The organism is Aquabacter sediminis (assembly GCF_028863665.1).
GTDB lineage: Bacteria > Pseudomonadota > Alphaproteobacteria > Rhizobiales > Xanthobacteraceae > L1I39.
In genome coordinates this window covers 470,560-493,195 of sequence record NZ_JARBFX010000001.1, presented here as the reverse complement: position 1 = coordinate 493,195, position 22,636 = coordinate 470,560, and the positions used below count along the sequence as shown (strand labels likewise).

General features: G+C 68.2%; 27 protein-coding genes and 1 tRNA gene. 11 read left to right on the top strand and 17 right to left on the bottom strand.

Annotated features, from left to right (window positions below):
• Positions 1-4 precede the first annotated feature (4 nt).
• Positions 5-1,381 (top strand): GTPase HflX, encoded by a 1,377-nt coding sequence (gene hflX / locus PV781_RS02275; protein ID WP_274774001.1) that lies wholly within the window; start codon positions 5-7, stop codon positions 1,379-1,381.
• A 39-nt stretch (positions 1,382-1,420) separates the two neighbouring features.
• On the opposite strand, the gene PV781_RS02270 is transcribed toward hflX, so the two are convergent.
• Both PV781_RS02270 and mazG read right to left on the bottom strand, forming a co-directional pair.
• Complete coding sequence (locus PV781_RS02270) at positions 1,421-1,843, bottom strand: YciI family protein (RefSeq protein WP_274774000.1); 423 nt, start codon at positions 1,841-1,843, stop codon at positions 1,421-1,423.
• Positions 1,844-1,944: 101 nt separating this feature from the next.
• Positions 1,945-2,772, bottom strand: coding sequence for a nucleoside triphosphate pyrophosphohydrolase (gene mazG, locus PV781_RS02265; RefSeq protein ID WP_274773999.1), 828 nt, complete (start codon positions 2,770-2,772; stop codon positions 1,945-1,947).
• 85 nt (positions 2,773-2,857) lie between these two features.
• Between mazG and PV781_RS02260 the strand changes: the two genes are divergently transcribed.
• Both PV781_RS02260 and PV781_RS02255 read left to right on the top strand, forming a co-directional pair.
• Positions 2,858-3,343 carry an SAM-dependent methyltransferase gene (locus PV781_RS02260; protein ID WP_274773998.1) on the top strand — a complete coding sequence of 162 codons (486 nt, stop codon included), beginning with the start codon at positions 2,858-2,860 and terminating at the stop codon, positions 3,341-3,343.
• A 75-nt stretch (positions 3,344-3,418) separates the two neighbouring features.
• Positions 3,419-4,009, top strand: coding sequence for a hypothetical protein (locus PV781_RS02255; RefSeq protein ID WP_274773997.1), 591 nt, complete (start codon positions 3,419-3,421; stop codon positions 4,007-4,009).
• Here PV781_RS02255 and PV781_RS02250 read toward each other — a convergent pair.
• The 3 genes from PV781_RS02250 to PV781_RS02240 are packed head-to-tail and all read right to left on the bottom strand — an operon-like array spanning position 3,967 to position 7,012.
• Positions 3,967-5,004, bottom strand: coding sequence for a YcjF family protein (locus PV781_RS02250; RefSeq protein ID WP_274773996.1), 1,038 nt, complete (start codon positions 5,002-5,004; stop codon positions 3,967-3,969). The genes PV781_RS02255 and PV781_RS02250 overlap by 43 nt on opposite strands.
• A gap of 24 nt (positions 5,005-5,028) precedes the next feature.
• Positions 5,029-6,486, bottom strand: coding sequence for a YcjX family GTP-binding protein (locus PV781_RS02245; protein ID WP_274773995.1), 1,458 nt, complete (start codon positions 6,484-6,486; stop codon positions 5,029-5,031).
• 4 nt (positions 6,487-6,490) lie between these two features.
• Positions 6,491-7,012, bottom strand: a complete 522-nt coding sequence (locus tag PV781_RS02240) for a SixA phosphatase family protein (protein WP_274773994.1) — start codon at positions 7,010-7,012, stop codon at positions 6,491-6,493.
• A 243-nt stretch (positions 7,013-7,255) separates the two neighbouring features.
• Here PV781_RS02240 and PV781_RS02235 point away from each other — a divergent pair, with 243 nt between their 5' ends.
• The 5 genes from PV781_RS02235 to PV781_RS02215 all read left to right on the top strand — a co-directional run bounded on the left by PV781_RS02235 (position 7,256) and on the right by PV781_RS02215 (position 11,047).
• Entirely contained in the window at positions 7,256-8,572 is a 1,317-nt protein-coding gene (locus PV781_RS02235) for an FAD-dependent oxidoreductase (protein WP_274773993.1), read from the top strand.
• Positions 8,573-8,671: 99 nt separating this feature from the next.
• Complete coding sequence (locus PV781_RS02230) at positions 8,672-9,538, top strand: MipA/OmpV family protein (protein ID WP_274773992.1); 867 nt, start codon at positions 8,672-8,674, stop codon at positions 9,536-9,538.
• A gap of 300 nt (positions 9,539-9,838) precedes the next feature.
• On the top strand, positions 9,839-10,255 hold the full coding sequence (gene dksA, locus PV781_RS02225) for an RNA polymerase-binding protein DksA (RefSeq protein ID WP_274773991.1): 417 nt from the start codon (positions 9,839-9,841) through the stop codon (positions 10,253-10,255).
• A gap of 156 nt (positions 10,256-10,411) precedes the next feature.
• Positions 10,412-10,717, top strand: coding sequence for an ETC complex I subunit (locus PV781_RS02220; protein WP_274774153.1), 306 nt, complete (start codon positions 10,412-10,414; stop codon positions 10,715-10,717).
• A gap of 253 nt (positions 10,718-10,970) precedes the next feature.
• Positions 10,971-11,047: transfer RNA gene (locus PV781_RS02215), tRNA-Arg, on the top strand.
• A gap of 27 nt (positions 11,048-11,074) precedes the next feature.
• On the opposite strand, the gene PV781_RS02210 is transcribed toward PV781_RS02215, so the two are convergent.
• From PV781_RS02210 to PV781_RS02200, 3 genes are all read right to left on the bottom strand, one after another.
• Positions 11,075-11,998, bottom strand: coding sequence for an NAD(P)-dependent oxidoreductase (locus PV781_RS02210; protein ID WP_274773990.1), 924 nt, complete (start codon positions 11,996-11,998; stop codon positions 11,075-11,077).
• 74 nt (positions 11,999-12,072) lie between these two features.
• The gene (locus PV781_RS02205) at positions 12,073-13,395 is read right to left on the bottom strand and encodes an ATP-binding protein (protein WP_274773989.1); all 1,323 of its coding nucleotides are present in this window, start codon (positions 13,393-13,395) and stop codon (positions 12,073-12,075) included.
• Positions 13,392-14,054 (bottom strand): response regulator transcription factor, encoded by a 663-nt coding sequence (locus tag PV781_RS02200; RefSeq protein ID WP_274773988.1) that lies wholly within the window; start codon positions 14,052-14,054, stop codon positions 13,392-13,394. The genes PV781_RS02205 and PV781_RS02200 overlap by 4 nt, the downstream gene beginning before the upstream one ends.
• Positions 14,055-14,301: 247 nt before the next feature.
• Here PV781_RS02200 and PV781_RS02195 point away from each other — a divergent pair, with 247 nt between their 5' ends.
• Positions 14,302-14,988 carry a L,D-transpeptidase gene (locus PV781_RS02195; protein WP_274773987.1) on the top strand — a complete coding sequence of 229 codons (687 nt, stop codon included), beginning with the start codon at positions 14,302-14,304 and terminating at the stop codon, positions 14,986-14,988.
• Between the two features lie 5 nt (positions 14,989-14,993).
• On the opposite strand, the gene PV781_RS02190 is transcribed toward PV781_RS02195, so the two are convergent.
• Complete coding sequence (locus PV781_RS02190) at positions 14,994-15,848, bottom strand: LysR family transcriptional regulator (RefSeq protein ID WP_274773986.1); 855 nt, start codon at positions 15,846-15,848, stop codon at positions 14,994-14,996.
• Between the two features lie 93 nt (positions 15,849-15,941).
• On the opposite strand from PV781_RS02190, the gene PV781_RS02185 reads away from it, so the two are divergent.
• Positions 15,942-16,316, top strand: a complete 375-nt coding sequence (locus tag PV781_RS02185) for a tautomerase family protein (RefSeq protein WP_274773985.1) — start codon at positions 15,942-15,944, stop codon at positions 16,314-16,316.
• A gap of 38 nt (positions 16,317-16,354) precedes the next feature.
• On the opposite strand, the gene PV781_RS02180 is transcribed toward PV781_RS02185, so the two are convergent.
• Both PV781_RS02180 and PV781_RS02175 read right to left on the bottom strand, forming a co-directional pair.
• Positions 16,355-16,768 (bottom strand): nuclear transport factor 2 family protein, encoded by a 414-nt coding sequence (locus PV781_RS02180; RefSeq protein ID WP_274773984.1) that lies wholly within the window; start codon positions 16,766-16,768, stop codon positions 16,355-16,357.
• Positions 16,762-17,235 carry a cupin domain-containing protein gene (locus PV781_RS02175; protein ID WP_274773983.1) on the bottom strand — a complete coding sequence of 158 codons (474 nt, stop codon included), beginning with the start codon at positions 17,233-17,235 and terminating at the stop codon, positions 16,762-16,764. Before PV781_RS02175 ends, PV781_RS02180 begins: the two co-directional genes overlap by 7 nt.
• Positions 17,236-17,351: 116 nt before the next feature.
• On the opposite strand from PV781_RS02175, the gene PV781_RS02170 reads away from it, so the two are divergent.
• On the top strand, positions 17,352-18,212 hold the full coding sequence (locus PV781_RS02170; RefSeq protein WP_274773982.1) for a LysR substrate-binding domain-containing protein: 861 nt from the start codon (positions 17,352-17,354) through the stop codon (positions 18,210-18,212).
• A 3-nt stretch (positions 18,213-18,215) separates the two neighbouring features.
• Here PV781_RS02170 and PV781_RS02165 read toward each other — a convergent pair whose 3' ends face one another.
• From PV781_RS02165 to PV781_RS02140, 6 genes are all read right to left on the bottom strand, one after another.
• Complete coding sequence (locus PV781_RS02165; protein ID WP_274773981.1) at positions 18,216-18,500, bottom strand: YciI family protein; 285 nt, start codon at positions 18,498-18,500, stop codon at positions 18,216-18,218.
• 11 nt (positions 18,501-18,511) lie between these two features.
• Positions 18,512-19,099, bottom strand: coding sequence for a TetR/AcrR family transcriptional regulator (locus PV781_RS02160; RefSeq protein WP_274773980.1), 588 nt, complete (start codon positions 19,097-19,099; stop codon positions 18,512-18,514).
• Between the two features lie 106 nt (positions 19,100-19,205).
• Entirely contained in the window at positions 19,206-20,042 is an 837-nt protein-coding gene (fghA, locus tag PV781_RS02155) for an S-formylglutathione hydrolase (protein ID WP_274773979.1), read from the bottom strand.
• 8 nt (positions 20,043-20,050) lie between these two features.
• Positions 20,051-21,163, bottom strand: coding sequence for an S-(hydroxymethyl)glutathione dehydrogenase/class III alcohol dehydrogenase (locus PV781_RS02150; protein ID WP_274773978.1), 1,113 nt, complete (start codon positions 21,161-21,163; stop codon positions 20,051-20,053).
• 89 nt (positions 21,164-21,252) lie between these two features.
• Complete coding sequence (locus PV781_RS02145) at positions 21,253-22,134, bottom strand: DMT family transporter (protein ID WP_274773977.1); 882 nt, start codon at positions 22,132-22,134, stop codon at positions 21,253-21,255.
• A gap of 124 nt (positions 22,135-22,258) precedes the next feature.
• Positions 22,259-22,501 (bottom strand): hypothetical protein, encoded by a 243-nt coding sequence (locus PV781_RS02140; RefSeq protein WP_274773976.1) that lies wholly within the window; start codon positions 22,499-22,501, stop codon positions 22,259-22,261.
• Positions 22,502-22,636 lie beyond the last annotated feature (135 nt).

Below are 22,636 nucleotides of genomic sequence, written 5' to 3'. Positions count from 1 at the left end.
CGCATTGGAATTTGGAACCGCTAAAGGCGCTCCGGGCGTCGGCGGAAAAGGTGTCGATCGACAGGCCCCGCCTACCCGGTGCGCCGTCGTAACGCCCTATTTCAGCAAGCGAGCGCCGCGCGGCCTGGCCGAGCGGCGCACTCCGGAAGCGCGTCTCGAAGAGGCCGTGGGCCTCGCCCTCGCCATCGAGCTTGAGGTGGTCTACCGGGGACTCGTGCCGCTGGCCGAGGTGAAGCCCGCCACCTATCTGGGCTCTGGAAAGGTGGAAGAGATCGCCGGCATCGTCGCGGCCGAGGACATCGGCCTCGTCTTCTTCGATGCGGCCTTGTCTCCGGTGCAGCAGCGCAATCTGGAAAAGGCCTGGTCCACCAAGGTTGTGGATCGCACGGCGCTGATTCTGGAAATCTTCGGCCGCCGGGCGCGGACCAAGGAGGGCGCGCTCCAGGTGGAACTGGCGCACCTGAATTACCAGCGCTCACGCCTCGTGCGCTCCTGGACCCATCTGGAACGCCAGCGCGGCGGCTTCGGCTTCCTGGGTGGACCGGGCGAGACGCAGATCGAGGCCGACCGCCGCCAGATCGGCGAGCGCATCATCCGCATCGAGAAGGACCTGGAGCAGGTCAAGCGCACCCGCGCCTTGCATCGCACCAGCCGCAAGCGCGTGCCTTATCCGGTGGTGGCTCTGGTGGGCTACACGAACGCCGGAAAGTCCACGCTCTTCAACCGCCTCACCAAGGCGGAGGTGATGGCGCAGGACCTGCTCTTTGCCACCCTCGACCCCACCTTGCGCGCCGTGGACCTGCCGCACGGCACGCGCATCATTCTGTCCGACACCGTGGGCTTCATCTCGGAGCTGCCCACCCAGCTCGTTGCCGCCTTCCGCGCCACGCTGGAAGAGGTGATCGAGGCCGACGTGGTGCTGCATGTGCGCGACATCTCCCATCCCGACACCGACGCCCAGGCGGAGGATGTGAAGGATGTGCTCGCCGATCTCGGCATCGATGCGGAGAGCGGCGGACGGGTGATCGAGGTCTGGAACAAGATCGACGCTTTGCCGGACGAGGAGCGCGAGCGCATCTTCAATGTCGCTGTCCGCGCCGAGGAGGGCCACCAGCCGGTCCTGGTCTCCGCCCTCACCGGCGAGGGGACCGGTCCGCTTCTGGACCTGGTGGAGGGCCATATCACCGCTGGCCGTGTCACCTTGGACGTGACGCTGGCGCCGGAGGATGGCGAGGGCCTTGGCTGGCTTTATCGCCATGGCGAGGTGCTGGAACGTCACACCGACGCAGATGGCGTCATGCGGGTGGCGCTGCGCATCCTGCCGGAACGCGCGCCTCTGGTCACGCGCCGCTTTGGCCCAGACCGGGTGCATGAGGCCTGAGGGCGGGGCAGGTCCCCGCCGACCGGCCGCCAAAAGCGTTCAGGCGCCGCCCAGCTTTTCCCGCAAACGCGCTTCGCTTGCCGCCACCTCGGGGGTGGCCACTTCGGCGAAGTCGTCCATCTCGTAGAGCGGGCGAATCTCGATCTCGCTGGGTCCCGGCATGGGGTTGGGGCAGCGCTTCACCCAGGCGACGGCCTCCTCCATGTCCTTCACCTGCCAGAGCCAGTAGCCGGCGATCAGTTCCTTGGTCTCGGCGAAGGGGCCATCCAGGACCGTGCGGCTCGCCCCGTCGAAGGCGACGCGCTTGCCGGCGGAGGAGGGCTTGAGGCCCTCGCCCGCCAGCATCAAGCCGGCCTTCACGAGTTCCTCGTTGAAGGCCATCATGGCTTCAAGCAGTTCGGGCGCGGGCAGGCGGCCGGCTTCGCTGTCCCCCGTCGCCTTCACGATCACCATCACGCGCATCGTCTCGTCTCCTCTTGGGGTGGGCCTTTAGCGGCCATGCCCCAAGAACGCGGCAGACGCCATTGCGCCGACATGCGGCCTGCACTTTTTGCCGGGAGCGTTCAGGGCCGCTCCAGGCCCTTCGCCTCCACCCAAAGGGCCTCCATCTCATCGAGGCTCGCCTCGTCGGGGCGGCGCCCCTTCGCGGCGAGGTTGTCCTCCACATGGCCGAAGCGGCGGGTGAACTTCTCATTGGTGGCCCGCAAGGCGGCCTCGGGATCCACCCCGGCGTGGCGGGCAAGGTTCACCACGGCGAAGAGCAGGTCCCCCACTTCTCCTTGAAGACCCTGGTGGTCCTCGGCGTCGAGCGCTTCCTCCACCTCTTCGGTCTCCTCTCGGATCTTGGCCAGCACCTGGCGGACATCGTTCCAGTCGAAGCCCACCTTGCCCGCCTTCTCCTGCAGCTTCAGCGCGCGGGTGAGGGCTGTCATGCCCACCGGGATGCCATCCAGGATGCGGGCGGGGGGCTCGGCGGGCAGTCCGGCGGCGATGCGACGCTGCGCCTTCTCGGCCTTCTCCTGCGCCTTGATCTGCCCCCACATGGCCTTGACCACGTCCGGCGGCAGGTCACGGGCCTCGCCGAACACATGGGGATGGCGGCGGATGAGCTTGGTGGTGATCGCCTCCACCACATCGCCGAACTCGAAGCTGCCTTCCTCCTGGCCGAGCCGGGCATGGAAGACCACCTGAAGCAGCAGGTCGCCCAGTTCGTCCGCGAGGTCCGCCTTGTCGCCGCGCGCGATGGCGTCGGCCACCTCATAGGCCTCCTCGATTGTGTAGGGGGCGATGGTGGAGAAGTCCTGCTCCAGGTCCCAGGGGCAGCCCGTGCCGGGCGTGCGCAGCCGCGCCATGATCTCGATGAGACGGCTGATGTCGCGGGACGGCTGCATGGCAAGCTCCGGTGTTTTGCCGCGGCGAGGGGCCTCGGCAGGCGTGCGCTGTGGTTTATGATGCCCCCGGCACGGAGGACAAGGCATGAGTGGCGCGGCGATGGAAACGGACATTCTGGAAGAGGGCATGCGCGCCGGCGAGGTGAAGGTGGAACTGCCGCGGGCCTTCGATGCCGGCCTCTATTTCATCGGCCGCATCCGCACGCCCTGGACGCGCCGCTCGGAATGTCCCCGCCGGGGCGATCCGCTCGCCGGCCCCGTCTGCCGTCTGGAGATCGATCCGCGCTGGGGTGAGGCGCTGGAGGGCGTCGCCGACAAGCCGCGCCTCCAGGTGCTCTATTGGATGCACGAGGCCCGCCGCGACCTGGTGCTCCAGAGTCCCGGCCATAGCGGCAAGCTGGCCGGCACGTTTTCGCTACGCTCGCCGGTACGGCCGAACCCCATCGCCTCGTCCGTGGTGCAGCTGGTCGGGGTAGAGGGAACGCATCTGCTGGTGCGCGGCCTCGACTGCCTCGACGGGACGCCTCTTGTCGACGTGAAGCCGGATGTTTGTGCCCACGCCTCCGCTTGAGGTGGCCCGCGATTTGTCAGCGGCGCGCCTCTCCCTTAAGGGAGGAGCCTGTGGCGAAGGGAGCCGGCGCATCGGATGAGCAAGGTCGAAGAGGACGATGCGGGCGCGCTGACCTATGCCTATCGCAGCAGGATGATCGGGCCGGGTTCCCGCTTCCGGCTGCGGGACGGCGTGCTGGAATGGGATGTGGGCGCGCGCTCGGGCAGGCTGGCCCTTGCCGACGTGACCAAGGTGCGCCTCGTCTACAGTCCTGGCCAGTTGGCGTCCCCCATGTATGAGATGCGTCTCACGGCCCGGTCCGGGGAGACCTTGCGCATCGGTTCCCTCAGCCGCACCTCGGTGACACAGGTGCAGGATCATCGGGCGCAATTTCTGCCTTTCATCCGGGCGGTACATGCGGGCCTGGAACCCCATGCGGCCGGCATCACGTTCCTCGGCGGCCTGCCGCCGTGGCGCTGGTGGCTCATGGCGGGTCTGACCACCTTCACCATGGCGGGCCTTCTGGCCGTGCTGGCCACCGTCGCCCTGGCGAGCCAATGGGCCGTGGCGGCTGTGGTGGTGATCCTGTCCCTGCTGCTGGGCTGGCCGGTGGCGGAGATGCTGTGGCGGAACCAGCCGGTGCGTTATGCGCCTTCTGCCTTGCCGAGCCGCTTGCTGCCCGCCTGAGCCTGCTCCTCCTCGGCCTTGCGCAGGAGGCCCGCCGCCACATCCGCGAGGCGCGGGGCGGGCAGGGCGGCGAAGGGCAGGGGGCGCGTGACCGCAATGGCCGCAAGACCGAGGCGGGCGGTCAAAAGACCATTCACCACGCCCTCGCCCAACCGCGCGGAGAGGCGCGCGGCCAATCCATGGCCCACAACCTGCTGCACCAGGCTGTCGCCGGCCGCCATGCCTCCAGTGACCGCCAGATGGCTCACCACGTGGCGGATGAGGCGCAGCATGCCGAGCGTCCCCGGCCGCCCGCCATATAGCTGGGACAGGCGCCGCACGAGGCCGAGGGCCGTATAGAGCACGAACAGCAGGTCTACCGCCGCGCGGGGCGAGACGGCGGTGACCACGGACACGCGCTTGGCCGCGTCCGACACCATCTGCTTTGCCTGGCTGTCCAGGGGCGCCATGAGACTGCGCTCGGTGAGGCGCACAAGGTCGGCGCCATCAATGATGGCGCCGAGATGGGACGAGAGTTCAGCCCGCGAACGGGCCAGTGCCGGCATGTCGGCGGACAAGGCGAGCAGATCGCGCGTGAGGGCTTCCGCCTGCTTGCGGTCATCGGCGGCGATGGCGTTGACGGCAGCCTCACGCAGCCGGTCAAGGCTGGAGAGGCGCATCAGCGCCGCGCCTTCGCGGACGATGATGGCGATCAACGCAAAGGCGAGCAGCGCGGCAAAGCCAAGGCCCGTATAGCCGAGCCACTCCGAATGGGAGAACAGGTCCTCCACCAGCCGCGTGACCGCCAATCCGGCGCCCAGGCTGACCAGGCCGCCCAGCGCGGTCCAGAACAGGCCGCCGAGGCTGATGCCCCTCGTGCGGGGCGGCGGCACCGGCACAAGCGCCGCCTCAGGCACCTCCGGCTCGGGGGCGAGGGTAATGCCCGCCTCGTCCAGGCGAAAAACCTGCGGCCGCAATCCTGCCCTTGCCCGCCCGTCTTCGTCAGCTACCGCCATCACCACCTCTGTATCGGCGCGTTCTCACGCCAGCCGGTCGCCCACCAGGAACTGAAGCGCCCGATCCAACCGGATATGGGGAACGGGCGTGGCCATCCCAAGGCCGGGCGGCGGACGGAACTTCAGGAAGCGGAAGTCCGCATCCCCGTGATCGCCACTGGAAAGCCCGCGAAATGCATCGTCGCGGCCGGAAAAGAGTGCGTCCGGCGCCTCCGGCAGTTCGCCGGGAAAGAGCGCCACATCCTCGGTGCCGTCGAACACCTGCCCGCCGGCCGATTGCCCGGCCTCGGGCGTGCCGATGATGGCGGGGATCTGCCGCCCGCCCCGCGACACCTGCGCCTCCCGCGTGGCGCGGATGGCGGCGAGCGCCACCACGTCGAGGGTGGCGCCGCTCTCCTTCGCCCGCTCCCCGGCGCGCTCCACCAGCCGCCGCAAAATGGCTTCAAGCCGGTCATGGCTGGTGTGGTGGAGATGATCCGCCTTGGTGGCGGCGAACAGCACCTTGTCGATGCGGGGGCGGAACAGGGCCGACACCAGGCTGTTGCGCCCCACCCGGAAGGCCGCGAGGATGGAATCGAGCGCGCGTTCCAGGTCCGCCAAGGCGGCGGGGCCGGCATTCAGCGCCGCCAGCAGGTCCACCAGCACGATCTGGGCGTCGAGCCGGGCGAAGTGGTCGCGGAAGAAGGGGCGCACCACCGCGCTCTTATAGGCTTCATAGCGCCGGGCCATCATGGCGGCGAGCGAGCCGGAGGGCAGGCTGGCACCGGCTGGGATGTCGAGGGGCGCGAAGGTCAAGGCGGGGGAGCCTTCCAGGTCGCCCGGCATCAGGAAGCGGCCCGGCGGCAGAAGGCTCATGGCGACCCGCTCGCTGCGACAGGCGGAGAGATAGGTCGTGAAGCGGGAGGCCAACTCCCGCGCCTTGGCTTCGTCTGCCGGCAGATAGGGGTTGGTGGCGGCGAGCCCTGCCAGCATCTCCTGCGCCAGGGCCTGGCGGGCCGGGGCGCGGGCGAGGGCCAGGCTCTCGCGGCAGAAATCGCCGAAGCTCTTGTCCAGCAAGGGCAGGTCGAGCAGCCATTCGCCGGGATAGTCGACCAGGTCCAGCGTGAGGGTGCGCAGGCCCCCCCTCTTGGGCGCATACCGAATGGACAGGCGCGATTCGCTGATGCGGGTGGTGGACGATGGCCAGTCGCGCGCCGCAAGCCGCCCCATATGGTCCTCAAAGGGAAAGCGCGGCACCGCATCGTCCGGCTGGGGCTCCAGGCGCGCAGAGGCGATGCGGCCGGACGCCATGGCCTCGAACACCGGCAGGCGGCCGCCTTGAACCAGGGCCTGGATGAGGGCGGTGGTGAAAATGGTCTTTCCGGAGCGGGCAAGGCCAGTGACGCCGAGACGCAAGGTGGGGCGGGCGAGGTCCTCGACCCGGTCGGCTAGGGAGCGCAGGCCGATGCGGGCCTCTTCCAGGAAAGGCAGGGGGGGAGCCAAGGGGTCAGCCGTCCGTCTTCAGGGCGCGGGGGGTGATGAAGCGATCGAGCCGCCCGGACTTGGGGGTGACATCCTCCCAGCGATCCACGGGCAAATCGATCACCGCCAGCGCGCCGGTGGGAAATTTGGCGGACATGGCGAGGCGGGCCTCCACGGAGCCGCTGTCCGTCAGGCGCGCGGCGAGATCCTCGAAGCCTGGATTGTGCCCTACCATCAGGAGGGTGTGGCACGCCACCTGCTGTCCTTGCACCACCGCGAAGAGGGTCGAAACGCTCGCCTCGTAGATGCGGGGCTCGCGCTCCACCTCCGGGCTGCTGCGCAACTGCGGCGCCACCAGGGCCCACGTCTCCTGGGTGCGGCGGGCGCTGGAGACAAGCACCCGGTCCGGCACCAGACCCTCTCGCGCCATATAGGCGCCGATGACGGGCGCTGCCTCCCGCCCCCGCTCGGCCAGCGGACGCTCATGGTCCGGAGTGCCATCCGGCCAGTCGGACTTGGCGTGGCGAAGCAGGATCAGGCGGCGCATGGGGCTTTCCGGGACAGAGGGCAGGGAAACGTCATTCTAGAGCCCGTTTCCGACAGCAGGACGAATCGTCGCCCGGAGCGGAAACGGGGGAAAGAGGCGCACTCGGGTGCCTGCTCTCCTTGGCAGGCGACAGCAACGGTAAATTGCGTCACGATCATGGTGCGGGAGACCATCGGGTGCCCATTGGGCCGATGGATCCTTTCGCGGCGGCATCTGGGGTGCCATCAGGGGCTGGGAGCGGTCATGACGTTCGTGGACGAGCGGGCGGGCCGCCGTGCCGCGCCTGCCGCGGACGGTAGGGTGCGGTCCGGCGTGCTGGATCGGGCAGAGATCGATTGCGAGGTTTGTGTCGTCGGCGCGTCGCTGGCGGGATTGTGGCTGGCGCTGGGCCTCGCCTTGCGGGGCCGCGACGTGGTGCTGCTGGATCCCGGCGAGCCGGCGACGACGGATCTTGGCCTGCGGCGGGAGACGCTGCGTTCCGGCTTGGGGCTGACCGCCACCGCGCTTTGCGCCACCGTGGATCGCGATACGGCCCGCCGCCTGCAGCATCTCTCCGACACCGCTTACGCGCGCGCCGTTCGCCTCCTGGGCGTGCTGGGGTTTGAGCCGGAAGCCGAAGGGTTCATCCATGTGCCGGGCCCGCGCGGCCGGCTGGATCTCATCGACGAGGCCGCGGCCCGCGACACGCTGGGGCTCGACAGCATGGCGGAGCTGGGGGCCACGCACGTGGCCGCTCTGCTCGGCACCGATGCCTTCATCGGCGCGCTGCATGACCCGCAGGCCTCGACCTATGCCCTCAGTGATCTGCCCCGCCGGCTTGCCGGGGCTGCCAGCGCCGCAGGCGCCCGGATCGTCTCCCGCACGCCGCTCCTGGGCGCCGATGTGAACGGGGTGCGCAAATATCTGACCTGCCCGACCGTGCGGGTTCGGGCCGATCATGTGGCCTTCTGTGGCGAAAAGGGCCTCGCCGCGCCGGCGCCCTGGCTGCGCCGCGCGCTTGCTCGCGCCAATTTCGTGGAAGGCACCTTTGCGCCGCGACAGGGCCGAGGCGGCGCCGACGAGGCGATCCACGAAGGGGGCGCCCTTGGCCTCGCTTTTTCCTGGCAGGGAGGAAAGCTCCATCTGCGTGCGCCGACCGCGTTTCGCGCCGGTGGGCCGGGCGCGGCGTCGGTGATCCTGCGGCGCCACGGCCGACGCGTCTTCCCGGCCTTGCGTCACGCGGTCACCGGCGAGGCCCGGGCGGTGAGCCATGGGGTGGCGCGCCACGGCATGCCGCTCATCGGCTCGCCGAGGGCGGGGGTGTGGTACGCGGTGGCGCTTGGGCGCCAGCCGGTCGTGAATGCGGCACTGGCCGCAGATCTCCTGACGGCGGCCATTCTGGATCGGGACGACGCCCTCCAGGTCTTCCGCCCCTTTGCGGCCGAGCGTTCAAGGCACGTCCTGCCCACGCTGACGCGTCCCGTCGCCTATTGGATGGGACGCTTTTCCGATGCGGCCGAACGGCGGACGGCGCGGGAGAACGACCTGGCGGAGGGGCGGCGCGCGCGATCCTCCGGTTAGCGTTCCAAGTGTTTGCAAATCGTGACATTTCTGCCACCAATCCTGAGGGGTGAGGGGCTAACCTAGCGTAATGTTCGGTCAGTTCGGGTGCCCCCTATCATGCTCACGATCGCCAGCCTACGCCGCACAGCCCTCGGCCTTGGCATCTGCGCTGCTGCGGTGGCGAGCCTTGCGGCGCCTGCGCTTGCCCAATCGGGAACGGCAGCTGTTCCCCCGCCCATGCCCGCGCCTGCCACGCAGGAAGACTGGTACCTGACGATTGGCGTGTCCGGCCGCATTGTTCCCGAATATCCCGGCAGCGACGACTACACGGTCCGCCCGGGCCTCGTGTTCCGGGTGGCGAAGGCCAGCGGTCTTAACGTGTTTCGCTCGGTGGATGACAACCCGTCCCTGGCGCTGTTCGACACCGGCACGTTCCGGGTCGGCGCGGTGGGGCGCATCGATTGGGGCCGGGATGAGGATGCCAATGACCGCCTGACCGGTCTTGGCAATGTGGATCCCTCGCTTGAAATCGGCGGCTTTACCGAATGGTTCCCTGTCAGTTGGCTGCGCCTGCGCGGCGAGCTGCGCTACGGCTTTGGGGGCTATGAAGGGTGGATCGGGAATGCCGCCGCCGACCTCATCGTTCCCATGGACCAGTGGCGGTTTGCCATAGGCCCCCGCCTCAGCTTTGCGTCGTCGGCCTTCAACGAAGCCTATTTCGGCGTCACGCCGTTCCAGGCGCTCAGCGCCAATTTCCTCGGCAACCCGCTGCCCGTCTACAATGCCGGCTCGGGCATCAATGGCTGGGGTGTCACGGCCCAGCTGGAACGCAATTTCGGCAACGGTTTCCTGGCCGGTGTCTGGGGCACGTATGGGCGCATCGTCGGCAGCGCGGCGGATTCGCCGCTGGTTGAGGACGCCAACCAGTTCTCGGTGGGCTTGTCGGTGGCCTACACGTTCAACATGGGCAAGTCCTGGTGGTGATGTCGCCTTGGTGGTGATGCCTTGGTGGTGATGCCGCAGGCGTGATCCGCCGCGGAACGCCTGCGGCCACACATCGCGCGTCCAGCGTCATTTCCGGCATCAGACACCGGCGAACCCGTCCGCACCCTTCCTGAATACCGCTTTTCGGTCGGTGCCGGCCGCCCGCTGGCCCGTTCGGCCCTCAGGGGTTGCGGTTCCGTGCGTACTGCCCTGCACATGGGTGTTGTCCCACGGCGAGGTGGTGGATATAAGCGCGGCAACCCGCCGGGGGTCAGCAACGGTGTATCGAGGACAGTGCTGATGTCGGTTCAAGTCGACGAGGACTATCGCCCCCGCGAGGACGAGCCCTTCATGAACGACAGGCAGCGGGAGTATTTCCGCAAGAAGCTGTTGAACTGGAAGGACGACATCCTCCGCGAGGCGCGTGAGACGCTGCAGCACCTTCAGGATGAGAATCAGAACCATCCCGATCTGGCCGATCGTGCCTCTTCCGAGACGGACCGCTCCATCGAGCTCCGCGCCCGGGACCGGCAGCGCAAGCTGATCGCCAAGATCGATGCCGCCCTGCAGCGCATTGAGGACGGCAGCTACGGCTATTGCGAGGATACGGGGGAGCCGATCTCCCTCAAGCGCCTTGAGGCCCGCCCCATCGCCACGCTGTCGGTGGAGGCGCAGGAGCGGCACGAGCGGCGCGAGCGCGTCTATCGGGACGATTGACAAGAGGTGGTCCTGCACCGGGCATGGCGCTCCCCATCAAGCGGGAGTGCCTTGCGCGTTGCGCGGTGGACGGCGCCTGAATATAGAATGACTCAAAGCGGTATGATCGGCCGCGCCGAAGGGCGGGGCCGTGCCAGGATCGGGGACGGCGAAGCAATGGTGGCACGCATCTTCAAGCCGGCGCGCAATGCGATGCAGTCCGGGGTTGCGACGACGAAGCATTGGGTTCTGGAATATGAGCCGGAGCGTCCGCGCTCCATCGACCCGCTCATGGGCTATACCAGCTCCACCGACATGCACAGCCAGATCCGCCTCAGCTTCGAGACGAAGGAAGAGGCGGTCGCCTACGCGGAGCGCGAGGGCATTCCGTACCAGGTGTTCGAGCCCCACGACCCGGCTCGCAAGCGCATGGCCTATTCCGACAATTTCGCCTTCCGCCGCGTCGGCCAGTGGACCCACTGAGGCGCTCCGACGGCGCCGAAAGTGGAAAGGGCCGGAGCACTGTCTTCGGCCCTTTTTCGTTGCTGCGGCGAAAGCGCGTGGCCAGACGGCCAAGATTTAGGCCAAGAATTAGGCGAAGACTTGGCTTTCCAGGTTTCTCTGGACTTGGCCTTCCTGTTGCAGTCGCCAAGGCCCCGCCCTATTCACGGCGGGGCGATTGATTCCCCGCCAGGTGCTTCAATCCTGCCGCATCTGGCGCTAGAAGCCTTCCCATGGCCCCGTAGCTCAGCTGGATAGAGCAAGTGCCTTCTAAGCACTAGGTCGCTGGTTCGAGCCCAGCCGGGGTCGCCACTTCATCCCCAACACGTTTCGCAGACCTCAGTCCTGGCGTCCTTCATCCCGGATGCGCCGACAATGGGCGAGGGCGGCTTCGATCAAATTGTCGCTGGCCTCGGGCGTGCGGAAGGCGGAATGGGCGGAGAGGGTGACATTCTCCAGCCGCGTGAAGGGGTGGTCCGCCGGCAGCGGCTCGGTGGTGAAGACGTCGAGGCCTGCATGGGCCACATGGCCGCTCTCCAGCGCCGCGATCAAGGCGGGTTCGTCGATCAGGGCGCCGCGGGCCGTGTTCACCAGCAGGACGCCGGGGCGCAGCAGGGCAATGCGTTCGGCGGAGAGGAAGCCGCGCGTCTCGTCGGTCAGCAGGAGATGCAGCGAGAGCGCGTGGCTGTGTGCAAGCACGTCCTCCAAGGGGAGAAAGGTGACGCCGGGAAACGCCTTGGGCGAGCGGTTCCATGCGATGACGCGCATCCCCGCGCCCGAGGCGAGGCGGGCGAGCTCGGCCGCAATGCCGCCGAAGCCCACCAGTCCCAGGGTCTTGCCGGTGAGCTGGGCGCCATCGGTGCGCAACCAGCGGCCCGCGCGCACGCCGCGATCCATAGAGGCGAAGCCCTTGGCCGCCGCCCACATGAGGGCGAAGGCGCACTCGGCCACCGCCGTGTCGCCATAGCCTTTGATGGTGTGGACGGTGATGCCGAGCCCGGCCAGTTCCTCCGGGCTCATATAGCTGCGCGCTCCGGTGCCGAGGAACACCACATGCTTGAGTCCCGGGCACTGGCGGGCGATGTCGGTGGGGAGGGCCGTGTGGTCGATCACGGCGATCTCGGCACCATCCAGGACGGCGGGAAGTTCGGCGGGCGTGACGTTCGGATTGCGGTGCACACTCATGGCCGGATCGCCGGGGCGGTGAAGGCGCTCCATCACCGCTGCGAGGGTCGGGTTGGCATCGACAAACACGGCACGCATGAGCAACTCCCCTGATGGAGGGCACTTTATACCCGGATCATTGGCGAGGTCAGGTCCTGCCGTGCCGAGGGCGCTCAGTTGGGCAACGCGTCCGGCCACACAAGGCGCACCTGAAGCCCGCTTTGACCCGTCCGGTTGGCAAGGTCGAGCCGCGCGCCCATGCGGGCAGCCGCGAGGGTGGCGATGGTCAGCCCCAATCCGCTGCCGGAGAGCGTCTTGTTGCGCCCCCGGAAGAAGCGTTCGGTGACGCGGGGCAGCTCGTCCGGGGGAATGCCAGGCCCGTCATCCTCCACGCACAGGCCGTGGGGCACGCGTTTCCAGCAGATGGTGCCGTGGTCCGACACGTGCTGAAGCGCATTCTCGTGCAAATTCCGCAGCACCAGGTGAAGCGCCTCCCGGTCCACCCGGCGCGCCAGATCATCCATGGCGGGGTCGATCTCCACGCGAACGCCGGCGGGTGCCGGGGCGTGATGGACGATCTCCCGCAGCGCCTGCGCCACGGCGACCGTGTCGTCCGGTGGCTTGTGGGCCGGCATCGCCTCCAGGCGCGCCAGCGCGAGAAGCTGCCGCACCAGGCGGGCGGAGCGCTCCACCGACACGAGGATCTGGCGTAGCGCATCGTCGCGAATGGCCGCATCGGGGGCCGCAAGCGCGATCTGAGCCTGCGTTTTCAGGCCCGCGAGGGGCGTGCGCAATTCGTGGGCGGCGAAGGCGGTGAGGTCGCGCTCATGCTGGCGCGCTGCCTCCACCTTGGCGAACAGGCTGTTGAGGGCTTCAAGCAGCGGGCGCACCTCCGAGGGGGCATGGTCCACGGCCACGGGCCGCATGTCTTCGCCATCGCGCGCCGCGATTTCACCTGCGAGCCGCGAGAGCGGGGAAAGGCCGCGGGTGAGGCTCGCCCAGATCAGCAGCGCCAGGAGTGGCGCGATGAGCACCGCTGGCGCCAGAAGGCCGGCGATGAGGTCGCGGACCAGCCGGTCGCGCAGGCCCACCCGATCGCCCACCATCACGCGCACGCCCTTTTGCGCATCGGTGATGGTGAAGACGCGCCATTCCTCGCCGTTCACAACGCGCGAGGAGAAGCCCTGGACGGGCGCCGACAGGGCTTCCTCGGGGGCGCCAGCGGACCGGGCGAGGAGCCGCCCGTCCAGGGACCAGATCTGGCAGGAGAGCTGGCGCTCGTGGATCTCGGGTTCGAACGTGCCTTGCTGCGCGGCGGCAAGACCGCCGGCCGCCACCAGAGAATGGACCATGCGGGCCGCCTCTTGCAGGCGGGCGTCCAGCACATGCTCCAGCTCGGCCCGGCTGGATATGGAGATCCAGGTGACCGCGCAGAGCCAGATCAGGCCGGTGGCCGCGAACAGGACCAGGAAGAGGCGGCGGCGCAGGGAGGTCACGCGCCGGCCCTCATGCGATAGCCGAGGCCGCGCACCGTCTCGATGGCCTCGCGGCCGATCTTGGCGCGCAGATTGTGGATGTGCACCTCCACGGCATTGCTCTCCACCTCTTCCTGCCAGCCATAAAGCCGCTCCTCGATCTCGGCCTTCGAACGGATGATGCCGGGGCGCTCCATGAGCGCGGAGAGGACAGCGAATTCGCGCCGCGACAGGGAGACGGGCACCCCCTCCAGCGTGGCCGTGAGGGTGGCGGGATCAAGCAGGAGGCCCCCCGCCCGCAGCACCGGTGCCGCCCGGCCGTGCCCACGCCGCGAAATGGCGCGCAGGCGGGCGGCCAGTTCATCCAGGTCGAACGGCTTACCCAGATAATCATCCGCGCCCGCATCGAGCCCGCGCACGCGGTCGGGCGTCTCGTCGAGAGCGGTCAGCATGAGAACGGGGGTGGTGTCATGGCTAGCGCGCAGGCGCGCCAGCACGTCGAAGCCCGAGCCGTCCGGCAGCATGGCGTCGAGCACCACCGCATCGAAACCGCCAGCGTCCAGGGCGGCTTCAGCGTCCGCACAGCTGGTCACGCCGTCGACGGTCGCGCCCGACAGGGACAGGCCCACCTTCAACCCATTCATCAGGACCGGATCGTCCTCCACCACGAGGATGCGCATGCCTCTCTCCTACCTGTGAACACCTGCCGGTCCCAGCTTAAGGCTGGCTTAAGGTCGCCCGTGGATGCAGTGCGTCATGACGTCGAACACACCACCTATGCGGCCCGGACGCTACGTCCGCCCCCCTCTTGCCCCTTTCCGCTGGCATCCGCGCCCCACGCGGGTCCGGCGCCAGCCACCCCTTTCCGTCTGAATGCCACCCCGGAGCCCGCCCTGCGGGCCGGTGCGATGCGAGGTCGCCTCCTGCATGACTGCCCCCTCCGATGATCAGCGCCAGTTTTCGCGCCGCACGCTGCTGTGCGTCCTTGCCTCGCCCCTGGTGCTTGCAGCCTGTGTGACCGACCGCTCGCCGCCCCCCGCACCGGCGCCGCAGCCGCTGGTTTCGCCCGCCGATGCCGCGCGCTATGGAGGGCGGGTGGATGGCGGCTTCGACATTCCCGGCGTCGATCCCATGGAGCTGAAACCGCGCTACATTCGGCAATTGGTGCCCAATCCCACGTCCTACGGCACGGGCACCCTGGTGGTCGATCCCGCCAACCGCTTCCTCTATCTGGTGCAGGAAAACGGGATGGCGCTGCGCTACGGGGTAGGCGTGGGGAAAGAGGGGTTGGAATTCTCCGGCACAGCCAATGTGGGCTACAAGCGCACCTGGCCCAGCTGGCGGCCCACCGACGCCATGATCGCCCGCGAGCCGGAGCGCAACGGCCCCTGGAAGAATGGCATGCCGGGTGGGCCGCAGAACCCGCTGGGCGCCCGCGCCCTCTATCTGTTCAAGAACGGCCAGGACACGCTTTATCGCATCCACGGCACCAACGAGCCCTGGTCCATCGGCGAAGCCGTGTCCTCCGGCTGCATCCGCCTGATGAACCAGGACATCATCGATCTTTATGGCCGCGTACCGGACGGCGCCAAGGTGGTGGTGCTGCCGGGCTGAGGGCCCTAACTCCGCACCGACGCGCGGAACGCTGCCGCCAGGGCATCGAGCGCCGCGCGGGGGCGGGGATCGGCGACGCGGCTATGAAGCATCACGGGCAGGCGGGGCAGGTCGGGAAGGCCAAGTCGGCGCCCCACCTCCAGGGCGCCCAGTGGCAGCATGCGCGGGGAAAGTGCGGCGATGCCCAGCCCCGCCATGACCGCCGCCGCCACGGTGGAGACCCCGCCGCCCACGAACACCTCGCACCAGGCGAGGCCCGCCTCGTCCAGCAGCCGGCCCGCCAGCGCCCGCACGCCGCACGGCTCGGCCATGGTGGCGAGCGGCAAGGGCGCGCCGGCGCGGTGCTGCCAATGGGGCGCCGCGAACCAGCCGAACCTTTCCTCGGCGATCCGTGTGCCATCGTCGCGTCCGGCTTCGAACCGCACGAGCACGGTGTCGAGCTCCCGCCGGTCGAAGCTGCGCAGCAGGTCGGCGGATGAGCCGATGCGGATTTCCATCACCAACTGAGGGTCTTGCGCGTTCATGCGCGCGATCAGGCCTGGCAGTTCAGGCCCGGCCACATGGTCGCTGATGCCAATGGCAAGGCGCTGCCGCTGCGTGCTCCAGGCGGCGAGTGCACGGTCATGGGCCTCGAGCAGCGCGCGGGCGTGATCGAGGAAGGCATCGCCGCGCGCAGAGAGCTGGACGTGGCGGGGCGTGCGCTCCACCAGCCGGCAGCCCAACCGGTCTTCCAGGCGCTTCAGCTTGAGGCTGACGGCGGCCTGCGTTGTGCCCAATGCCTCGGCTGCGCGCGTGAAGGAGCTCAAATCGGCGATGGCGACGAAGGCGCGTACCGCGTCGAGGGGAAGAGGTTCATCCATTTCAAAATGCTATCTTTGATATCAGCAATGATAGCATATTCGAATGTTCGCGTCGCGCCTATGGTCCTGTCCTCCAACCGGAAAGGACAGCACATGCCGCTCATCCACGTGTCCATGCGGGCCGGAAAGCCCACCGCCTATCGCCAGGCCATCCTGGACGGGCTCTATGTGGCCCTGCGCGACGCACTTGACGTGCCCGAAGGCGATCACTTCATGACCTTGTCCGAGCATCCCGCCGCCAATTTCCGCACCGGTCCGGCCTATGGCGTGCTGCGCAGCGAGGATGTGCTCTATATCGACATCACCGTCTTCAACACGCGCACGGCGGCGCAGAAGGCGGCGCTGTTCCGGCGCATCGTGGAGGTGCTGAGCGAGAAGCCGGGCCTGCGGCCGGAGGATGTGTTCATCGTGGTGCACGATGAACCGAAGGAGAACTGGTCGGTTGGGAACGGGCTGCCCGTCGCCTGAGGGGGGCGACCGGTGCCGGTTCGGCGGCACCGGATGTCTCATGCGGGAACGGGGTGGGGCGGGGCATCGCCATACAGTGCCTCGGCCTCGCGCTTCAGGCCGTTCTCGAACCGGAAGATCTCACAGGCGCGGCGCGGCGGGCCATCGAGGGTGGCCTCATAGACAACCACCATGGTCTGTCCGGGCTCGTCGCAGACCACATCCTGAAGGCGGAAGCTGAGATGGCCGATGCGAGCGAGGGCATCCGTCCAGTAGCGGGCAATGGCCTCGCGCCCGTGAAGTTCGGCCCGGCCGGTCACCTGCCGTGCCAACGGGCTGCGAAAGCGGGCGTCGGGCGCGAAGGCGCTGGCAACAGCCGCCACGTCGCGGCGGTTCCACGCAGCGATCCAATCCTGGGCATGCTGGATCATCTCCGCGCGGGAGAGGGGCCGGGAAAGGGGGCCGCTCACCATGGCGTGCCGTCCTTATGGGTGAAGGTCCAGCCCTCAGGGGCGTACGTGGCCTGGAGGTCGTCTTCCGGATAGGAGGCGGCATCCTGCGGGTCCCGGTCGCCCACCTCCAGATAGTGCACGTCCTCCTCCGTTCGGTTGACCAGATGATGGGCGAGGCCGTTGGCGGGAAATCCCACGCACATGCCGGGCCGCAAGTCATGCTCGCCCGCGTCGGTGCGCAGGGTGGGATGTCCCTTGAGGATGAAGACGAACTCCTCTTGCCTTGTGTGCCGGTGCAGCAGCGCGGATTGGCCGCCGGGTGCGAGGATGGTGAGGTTGACCCCGAAACGGGACAGGCCAAAGGCATCGCCCAGGGCGCGCTTCTGCCGGCCCGCCATGCGTGCGGCGAAAACGGGCGGGTAGTTCGAGGGTCGGCTGCGGGGCGGCACGTGGAAGGCATCAAGGGGCGTGCGCGCGGGGCTTGTCATGGAAGGCGCTCCGTCGTGAAGAGCCTGGAGGCTAACCCATTCATGGCCTAATAATGGTGAGAACTTCTCACCGATGCGGGCGCTGGCCTCACGTGCCCCTGTGCAGGTCCTGAGCCATGGCGTCGAACCTTCCCTCTCTTCGCGGCCTGTCCGCCTTGTCTGCCTTGGCCCGACACGGCCGGCAGGCGGAGGCCGCGGCCGCACTGGGCATCTCGCGATCGGCGCTGGCCCACCGCATCGCCGACCTGGAACGGGAACTGGGCGCATGCCTTGTGGCGCCCGAGGGTCGCCTGTGCGCGCTCACGGACGAGGGCATCGCCCTGCTGGCGGCCATGGGGGATGCGCTGGAGAAGATCGAGGCGGCGGTGGCGCCGCTGCAGAGGCGCTTGCGACAGGTGCGGCTATCGACGGTGAACACATTCGCCGCCAACTGGCTGCTGCCGCGCCTGCCGGATTTCCAGCGCGCCCATCCGGACATCGAGTTGGCCATCCTCAGCACCCAGCGGGTGGTGGATTTCGAGGAGGAGGATGTGGACTGCGCCATTCGCCACGGGATCGGCCCGTGGCCAGGGCTCCCGTCGCGCCTCCTGTTCCGCGAGACGCTGGTGCCGGCCGCCGCGCCCGCCTGCGCCGGGGGTGTGCCGCACACATGGCCGGTCATCCGCGCAAGGGTCCGGTTCCGCGACTGGTCGCGATGGTGGGCCGCCACTGGGGCCGCGGGAACACTGCGCGAGGGCGGGATGGTGGTGGAAAACCGCGCCCAAGCGCTGGAGGCGGCGCTGGCGGGGGCCGGAGTTGTGCTGACCGACAGGCGCTTCCTGGATGCGCACCTGGCCTCCGGCCGATTGGTGCTGCTGGGGGATGTGGTGGAACTGGAGGAGGGCAACCACTTCCTCCGCCGGTCCCGGCCGCGCAATCCGCGATACCTGGATCGCCTGGAGGCATGGCTCCTGGCGCAGGTCGACGGGGGAGCGTGAGGTCTAGGCTCTCAGGAAGTCGAGCCGGGCGTCGGTGCGGCCTGGGGTGAATTCCAGAATGTCCGCGCTGACGACGCCCTCCCGCACGAACGGGTCCTCCTGAACCCGCGCCTCGATGGCCGGCCGGTCCGCCCGGTGGGCCAGGATGGCGCCGCCGCCCGTGGGCTGGAGGCTGCCGGCGGCGAGGAAAATGCCGTCCTCGAACCCCTGCCGGAGCCAGGCATTGTGGCCCTCCATGAAAGCGGGGGCGCGGCTCTTGTCGGCAAAGCGCAAGGTGATGACGAACATGACAGGCTCCTTCAGGCGGTAAGGGGAGAGGCGGGGGGAGGAAGCGTCGCGAGCCAGGAGTCCATCTCCGCCACCTCCCGGTCCAGGAACGCTTCATCCCGGAAGGCGGTGACCAGCGTCGCCACGCCCTGGCTGCGCATCAGCACATGGAGAGCGAGGGCGTCCGCGTCCTCAGTCCGGCCGAGAGCCGCGAACTGCCGCGCGAGCCAGGTCCGGAAGAGACCGAAAATGGCGGCGGCATCGCCCCTGGCCGCATGGTCGAGCTTGGAGAGCTCATTGCAGAGCGTGCCCACCGGGCAACCATGCGCCATGATCTTCGCGCGGTTCATGATGAGGATGTGGACGAAGCTGCGGATGCGCTCCAGAGGGAGGGGTGCCGCCGCCTCCCAGGCCTCCAGCATGGCGCGCGTCGCATCGAGGCGGAACGCGATGACTGCCGCGAGGATCTCGTCCTTGGTCTTGAAATGATAGTAGAAATTGCCGCGCGAGAGGCCCACCGCCTGGGCGATGTCGGCGAACGAGGTGGCTTCAAAGCCGCGCTCATAAAAGAGCCGGTCGGCGGCCGCGACAATCTGCTGGCGGGTGTGGCTCGCGCCCATGGGAACCTCCGGGGCCTCGGCCTTCCGAAGGGCAGGACAGGCCTAGGACAAACGCCCTAAAAAACTTCTAGGGCGTTTGTCCTAGGTAATCAAGAGGTCGAGACCCTCAGGCTTTCAGCCGCTCCGCATGCCAGGCCAGATGGTCCGCCATGAAGGTGGAGATGAAGAAATAAGAGTGGTCGTACCCCTCCCGCAGGTTCAGGGTGAGTGGGATGCCCGCCTTCTTGCAGGCGGCTGCCAGCAGCTGGGGCCGCAGCCCCGTCTCCAGGAACGGGTCCGCCGTGCCCTGGTCCACCAGCAGTTCGGGCACGCGGTGACCATCCTCGATTAGCGCGACGGCGTCATAGGCCCGCCATGCGGCCGGATCGGCGCCGAGATATTTCTCCAGCGCCGGCCGGGACCAATCGGCCGTGGAGGGCTCAACGATGGGCGCGAAGGCCGAGCAGGAGCGGAAGCGCCCGGGATGCTTCAGCGCCGCCGTGAGCGCGCCATGCCCGCCCATGGAATGGCCGAAGATACCCTGCCGCTGCATGTCCGCGGGAAACGCCTCCGCCACCAGGCGGGGGAGCTCGTCGAGGACGTAGGAGGCCATGCGGTAATTGGCGGCATAGGGCGCCTGTGTCGCGTCCACATAGAAGCCGGCGCCTGAGCCGAATTGCCAGTTGTCCGGCTCGTCCGGCACGCCGGGGCCACGCGGCGACGTGTCGGGACACACCACCATGAGGCCGAGGGCCGCGGCCGCCGCCCGGTATTCCCCCTTCTCCATGACATTGGCATGGGTGCATGTGAGGCCGGACAGATACCACAGAACCGGCACCGGCCCCGCCGCCGCCTGGGGCGGGACGAAGACGGCAAAGGTCATGGGCGTGCCCGTGGCGGCGGAGGCATGGCGATAGACGCCCTGCACCCCGCCATGGGACTTGGCGGTGGAAACGGTCTCCATCACCCGCCTCAATAGATCACGACGGAGCGGATGGACTTGCCCTCGTGCATCAGGTCGAAGGCGGTGTTGATCTCGTCCAGCGGCATGGTGTGGGTGATGAGATCATCGATGTTGATCTTCCCCTCCATGTACCAGTCGACGATCTTCGGCACGTCCGTGCGCCCGCGCGCGCCGCCGAAGGCGGAACCGCGCCAGTTGCGCCCCGTGACAAGCTGGAACGGCCGGGTGGAGATTTCCGCCCCTGCCGGCGCCACGCCGATGACGATGGAGGTGCCCCAGCCGCGATGGCAGGCTTCCAGCGCCTGGCGCATGACGGTGACATTGCCCGTGCAGTCGAAGGTGAAGTCCGCGCCGCCGTCCGTCAGGTCCTGGATGGCGGAGACCACCTTGTCGGCGCCCACCTCCATCGGATTGATGAAATCCGTCATGCCGAACTTCCGCGCCATCTCTACCTTGGCGGGATTGATGTCGATGCCAATGATCTTGTCCGCGCCCACCATGCGGGCGCCCTGGATCACGTTGAGGCCAATGCCCCCGAGGCCGAAGACGGCCACGTTTGCCCCCGGCCACACCTTGGCAGTGTAGACGACCGCGCCGATGCCGGTGGTCACGCCGCAGCCAATGTAGCAGATCTTGTCGAACGGGGCGTCCTCGCGGACCTTGGCCAGCGCGATCTCGGGCAGCACGGTGAAGTTCGAGAAGGTCGAGCAGCCCATATAGTGGAAGATCTCCCCGCCATCGCAGGAGAAGCGCGACGTCCGGTCGGGCATCAGGCCCTGGCCCTGGGTGGCACGGATGGAGGTGCACAGGTTCGAGCGCTGCGACAGGCAGGTTTTGCACTGGCGGCATTCGGGCGTGTAGAGCGGAATGACATGGTCGCCCACCTTCAGCGAGGTCACGCCCGTGCCCACCTCGCGCACGATGCCGGCGCCTTCATGGCCGAGAATGGCGGGGAACTTGCCCTCCGAATCGAGGCCGTCGAGCGTGTAGGCGTCCGTGTGGCACACGCCCGTCGCCATGATCTCCACCAGCACCTCTCCGGCCTTGGGGCCGCCAATCTCAATGGTTTCGATGGTGAGCGGCTTCTTGGCTTCCCAGGCGACGGCGGCGCGGGTCTTCATGGGCTGTCCCTTCTTGCGTCAGAAATTTTGGCGTGAGCATAGACATAAAGGATGACATCCGCGTCCTCCAGCCGCGCTTTTGCCGCCGCTCATGCGCGGGCGCGCAGGCCGAGCGCGACCCCTGAGATCACCAGGGCAAAGGCGAGGATCTGGCGCGGTCCGAGCGGCTCGCCCAGAACCAGGGCGGCACCCGCTGTTCCCACGATGGGGACCAGGAGCATGCCAAGCGCGGCGGTGGAGGCGGGCAGGCGGCGGAGCGCCGCGAACCAGGACAGGTAGCACACGGCCATGGGGATCAGCGTCATATAGGCCATCGCCCAGAAGCCGCTAAGGCTGAGTGGTCCGATCTGTGGTCGCTCGAACACCAGCGCCAGCAGCACCATGGGCAGGCACCCAAGTCCGGTCTGCCAAGCGACGGAGGCGATGGGAGGCAAGGGGAGGGGCGTGCGCGCCATCACGCTGCCGAGCGCGAAGAGAATGGCGGCGGTGAGCGGAAGGAGCATGGCCGGCACCTGAGCTCCGTGATGGCTCACGCCAGGTCCCGCCACCAGGAGGACAATGCCCGAAAAGCCGATCACCAGCGCTGCGGAGCTCATCCAGCTCGGACGTTCGCCCAAGACCGGCCAGGCGATCAGGGAGGCCCAAAGCGGCATGGTGAAAGTGATGAGCGTGGCCTCCGTCACGGTCAGCCACTGCAGCGAAAGCGAGGCAAAGCCCATCCAGACGAAGACGTTCACGAAGGCCGCGGCGGCGAGCCGCAGACGCACGCCCTTTGGAACGGAGAGCGATTGCCCCATGGCCAAGGCGAACATCGCCAGCAGGCCGGCCGCCGTGACACCGGCCACCCCACGAGCAAACAGGGGCGGCCATTCCGCAAGGATGATCTTGAACACCACCCAGGCTACGCCCCAGCCGGTGGCAGTGGTGAGCAGAAAGGCGAGTCCGGGGAGGGAAAGTCTGCGGGGCGGCATGCCCCCTTATGGACGAAGAGCCCCGAAAGGGGCTCTTACGCGGGTGCACGTCCATCGCGCGAGGTCATGCGCAAACGGCATGCCTCGCACGGCAAGAGGATGGGCAAGAGGATGGGCAAAAGGATCAGGACAGGCGCGCGGGCGCGCCGGAGGAAATGCCCATGGCCTCGGTAAAAGTGGCGAAGGCCATCCAGGCGCGGCGTTCCAGTTCGGGGTGCGATGCGGCTTCCATCTGGTCCATGAGCATTTCGGCATGCTCGTAGGACGGGTGCCCCTTCATGAACCCGACAGCATCGTCGAGGGAGCGGAACACCACGCGGGATCCATCCACCAGGAGCGTCATGGGTGCAGAGCTGACCGTTTGCATGGGCAGTCTCCTTTCTTGTTTTTTGATGTGTCCAGGACAAGCGCGCGCGTCGTGCCCAGAGGCGCGCTGTTGAGGTCGTAACGCCGAGGCGCCCATGAAGTTCCAGGGGCGCCTCGGATTTCATGCAGACCCCCT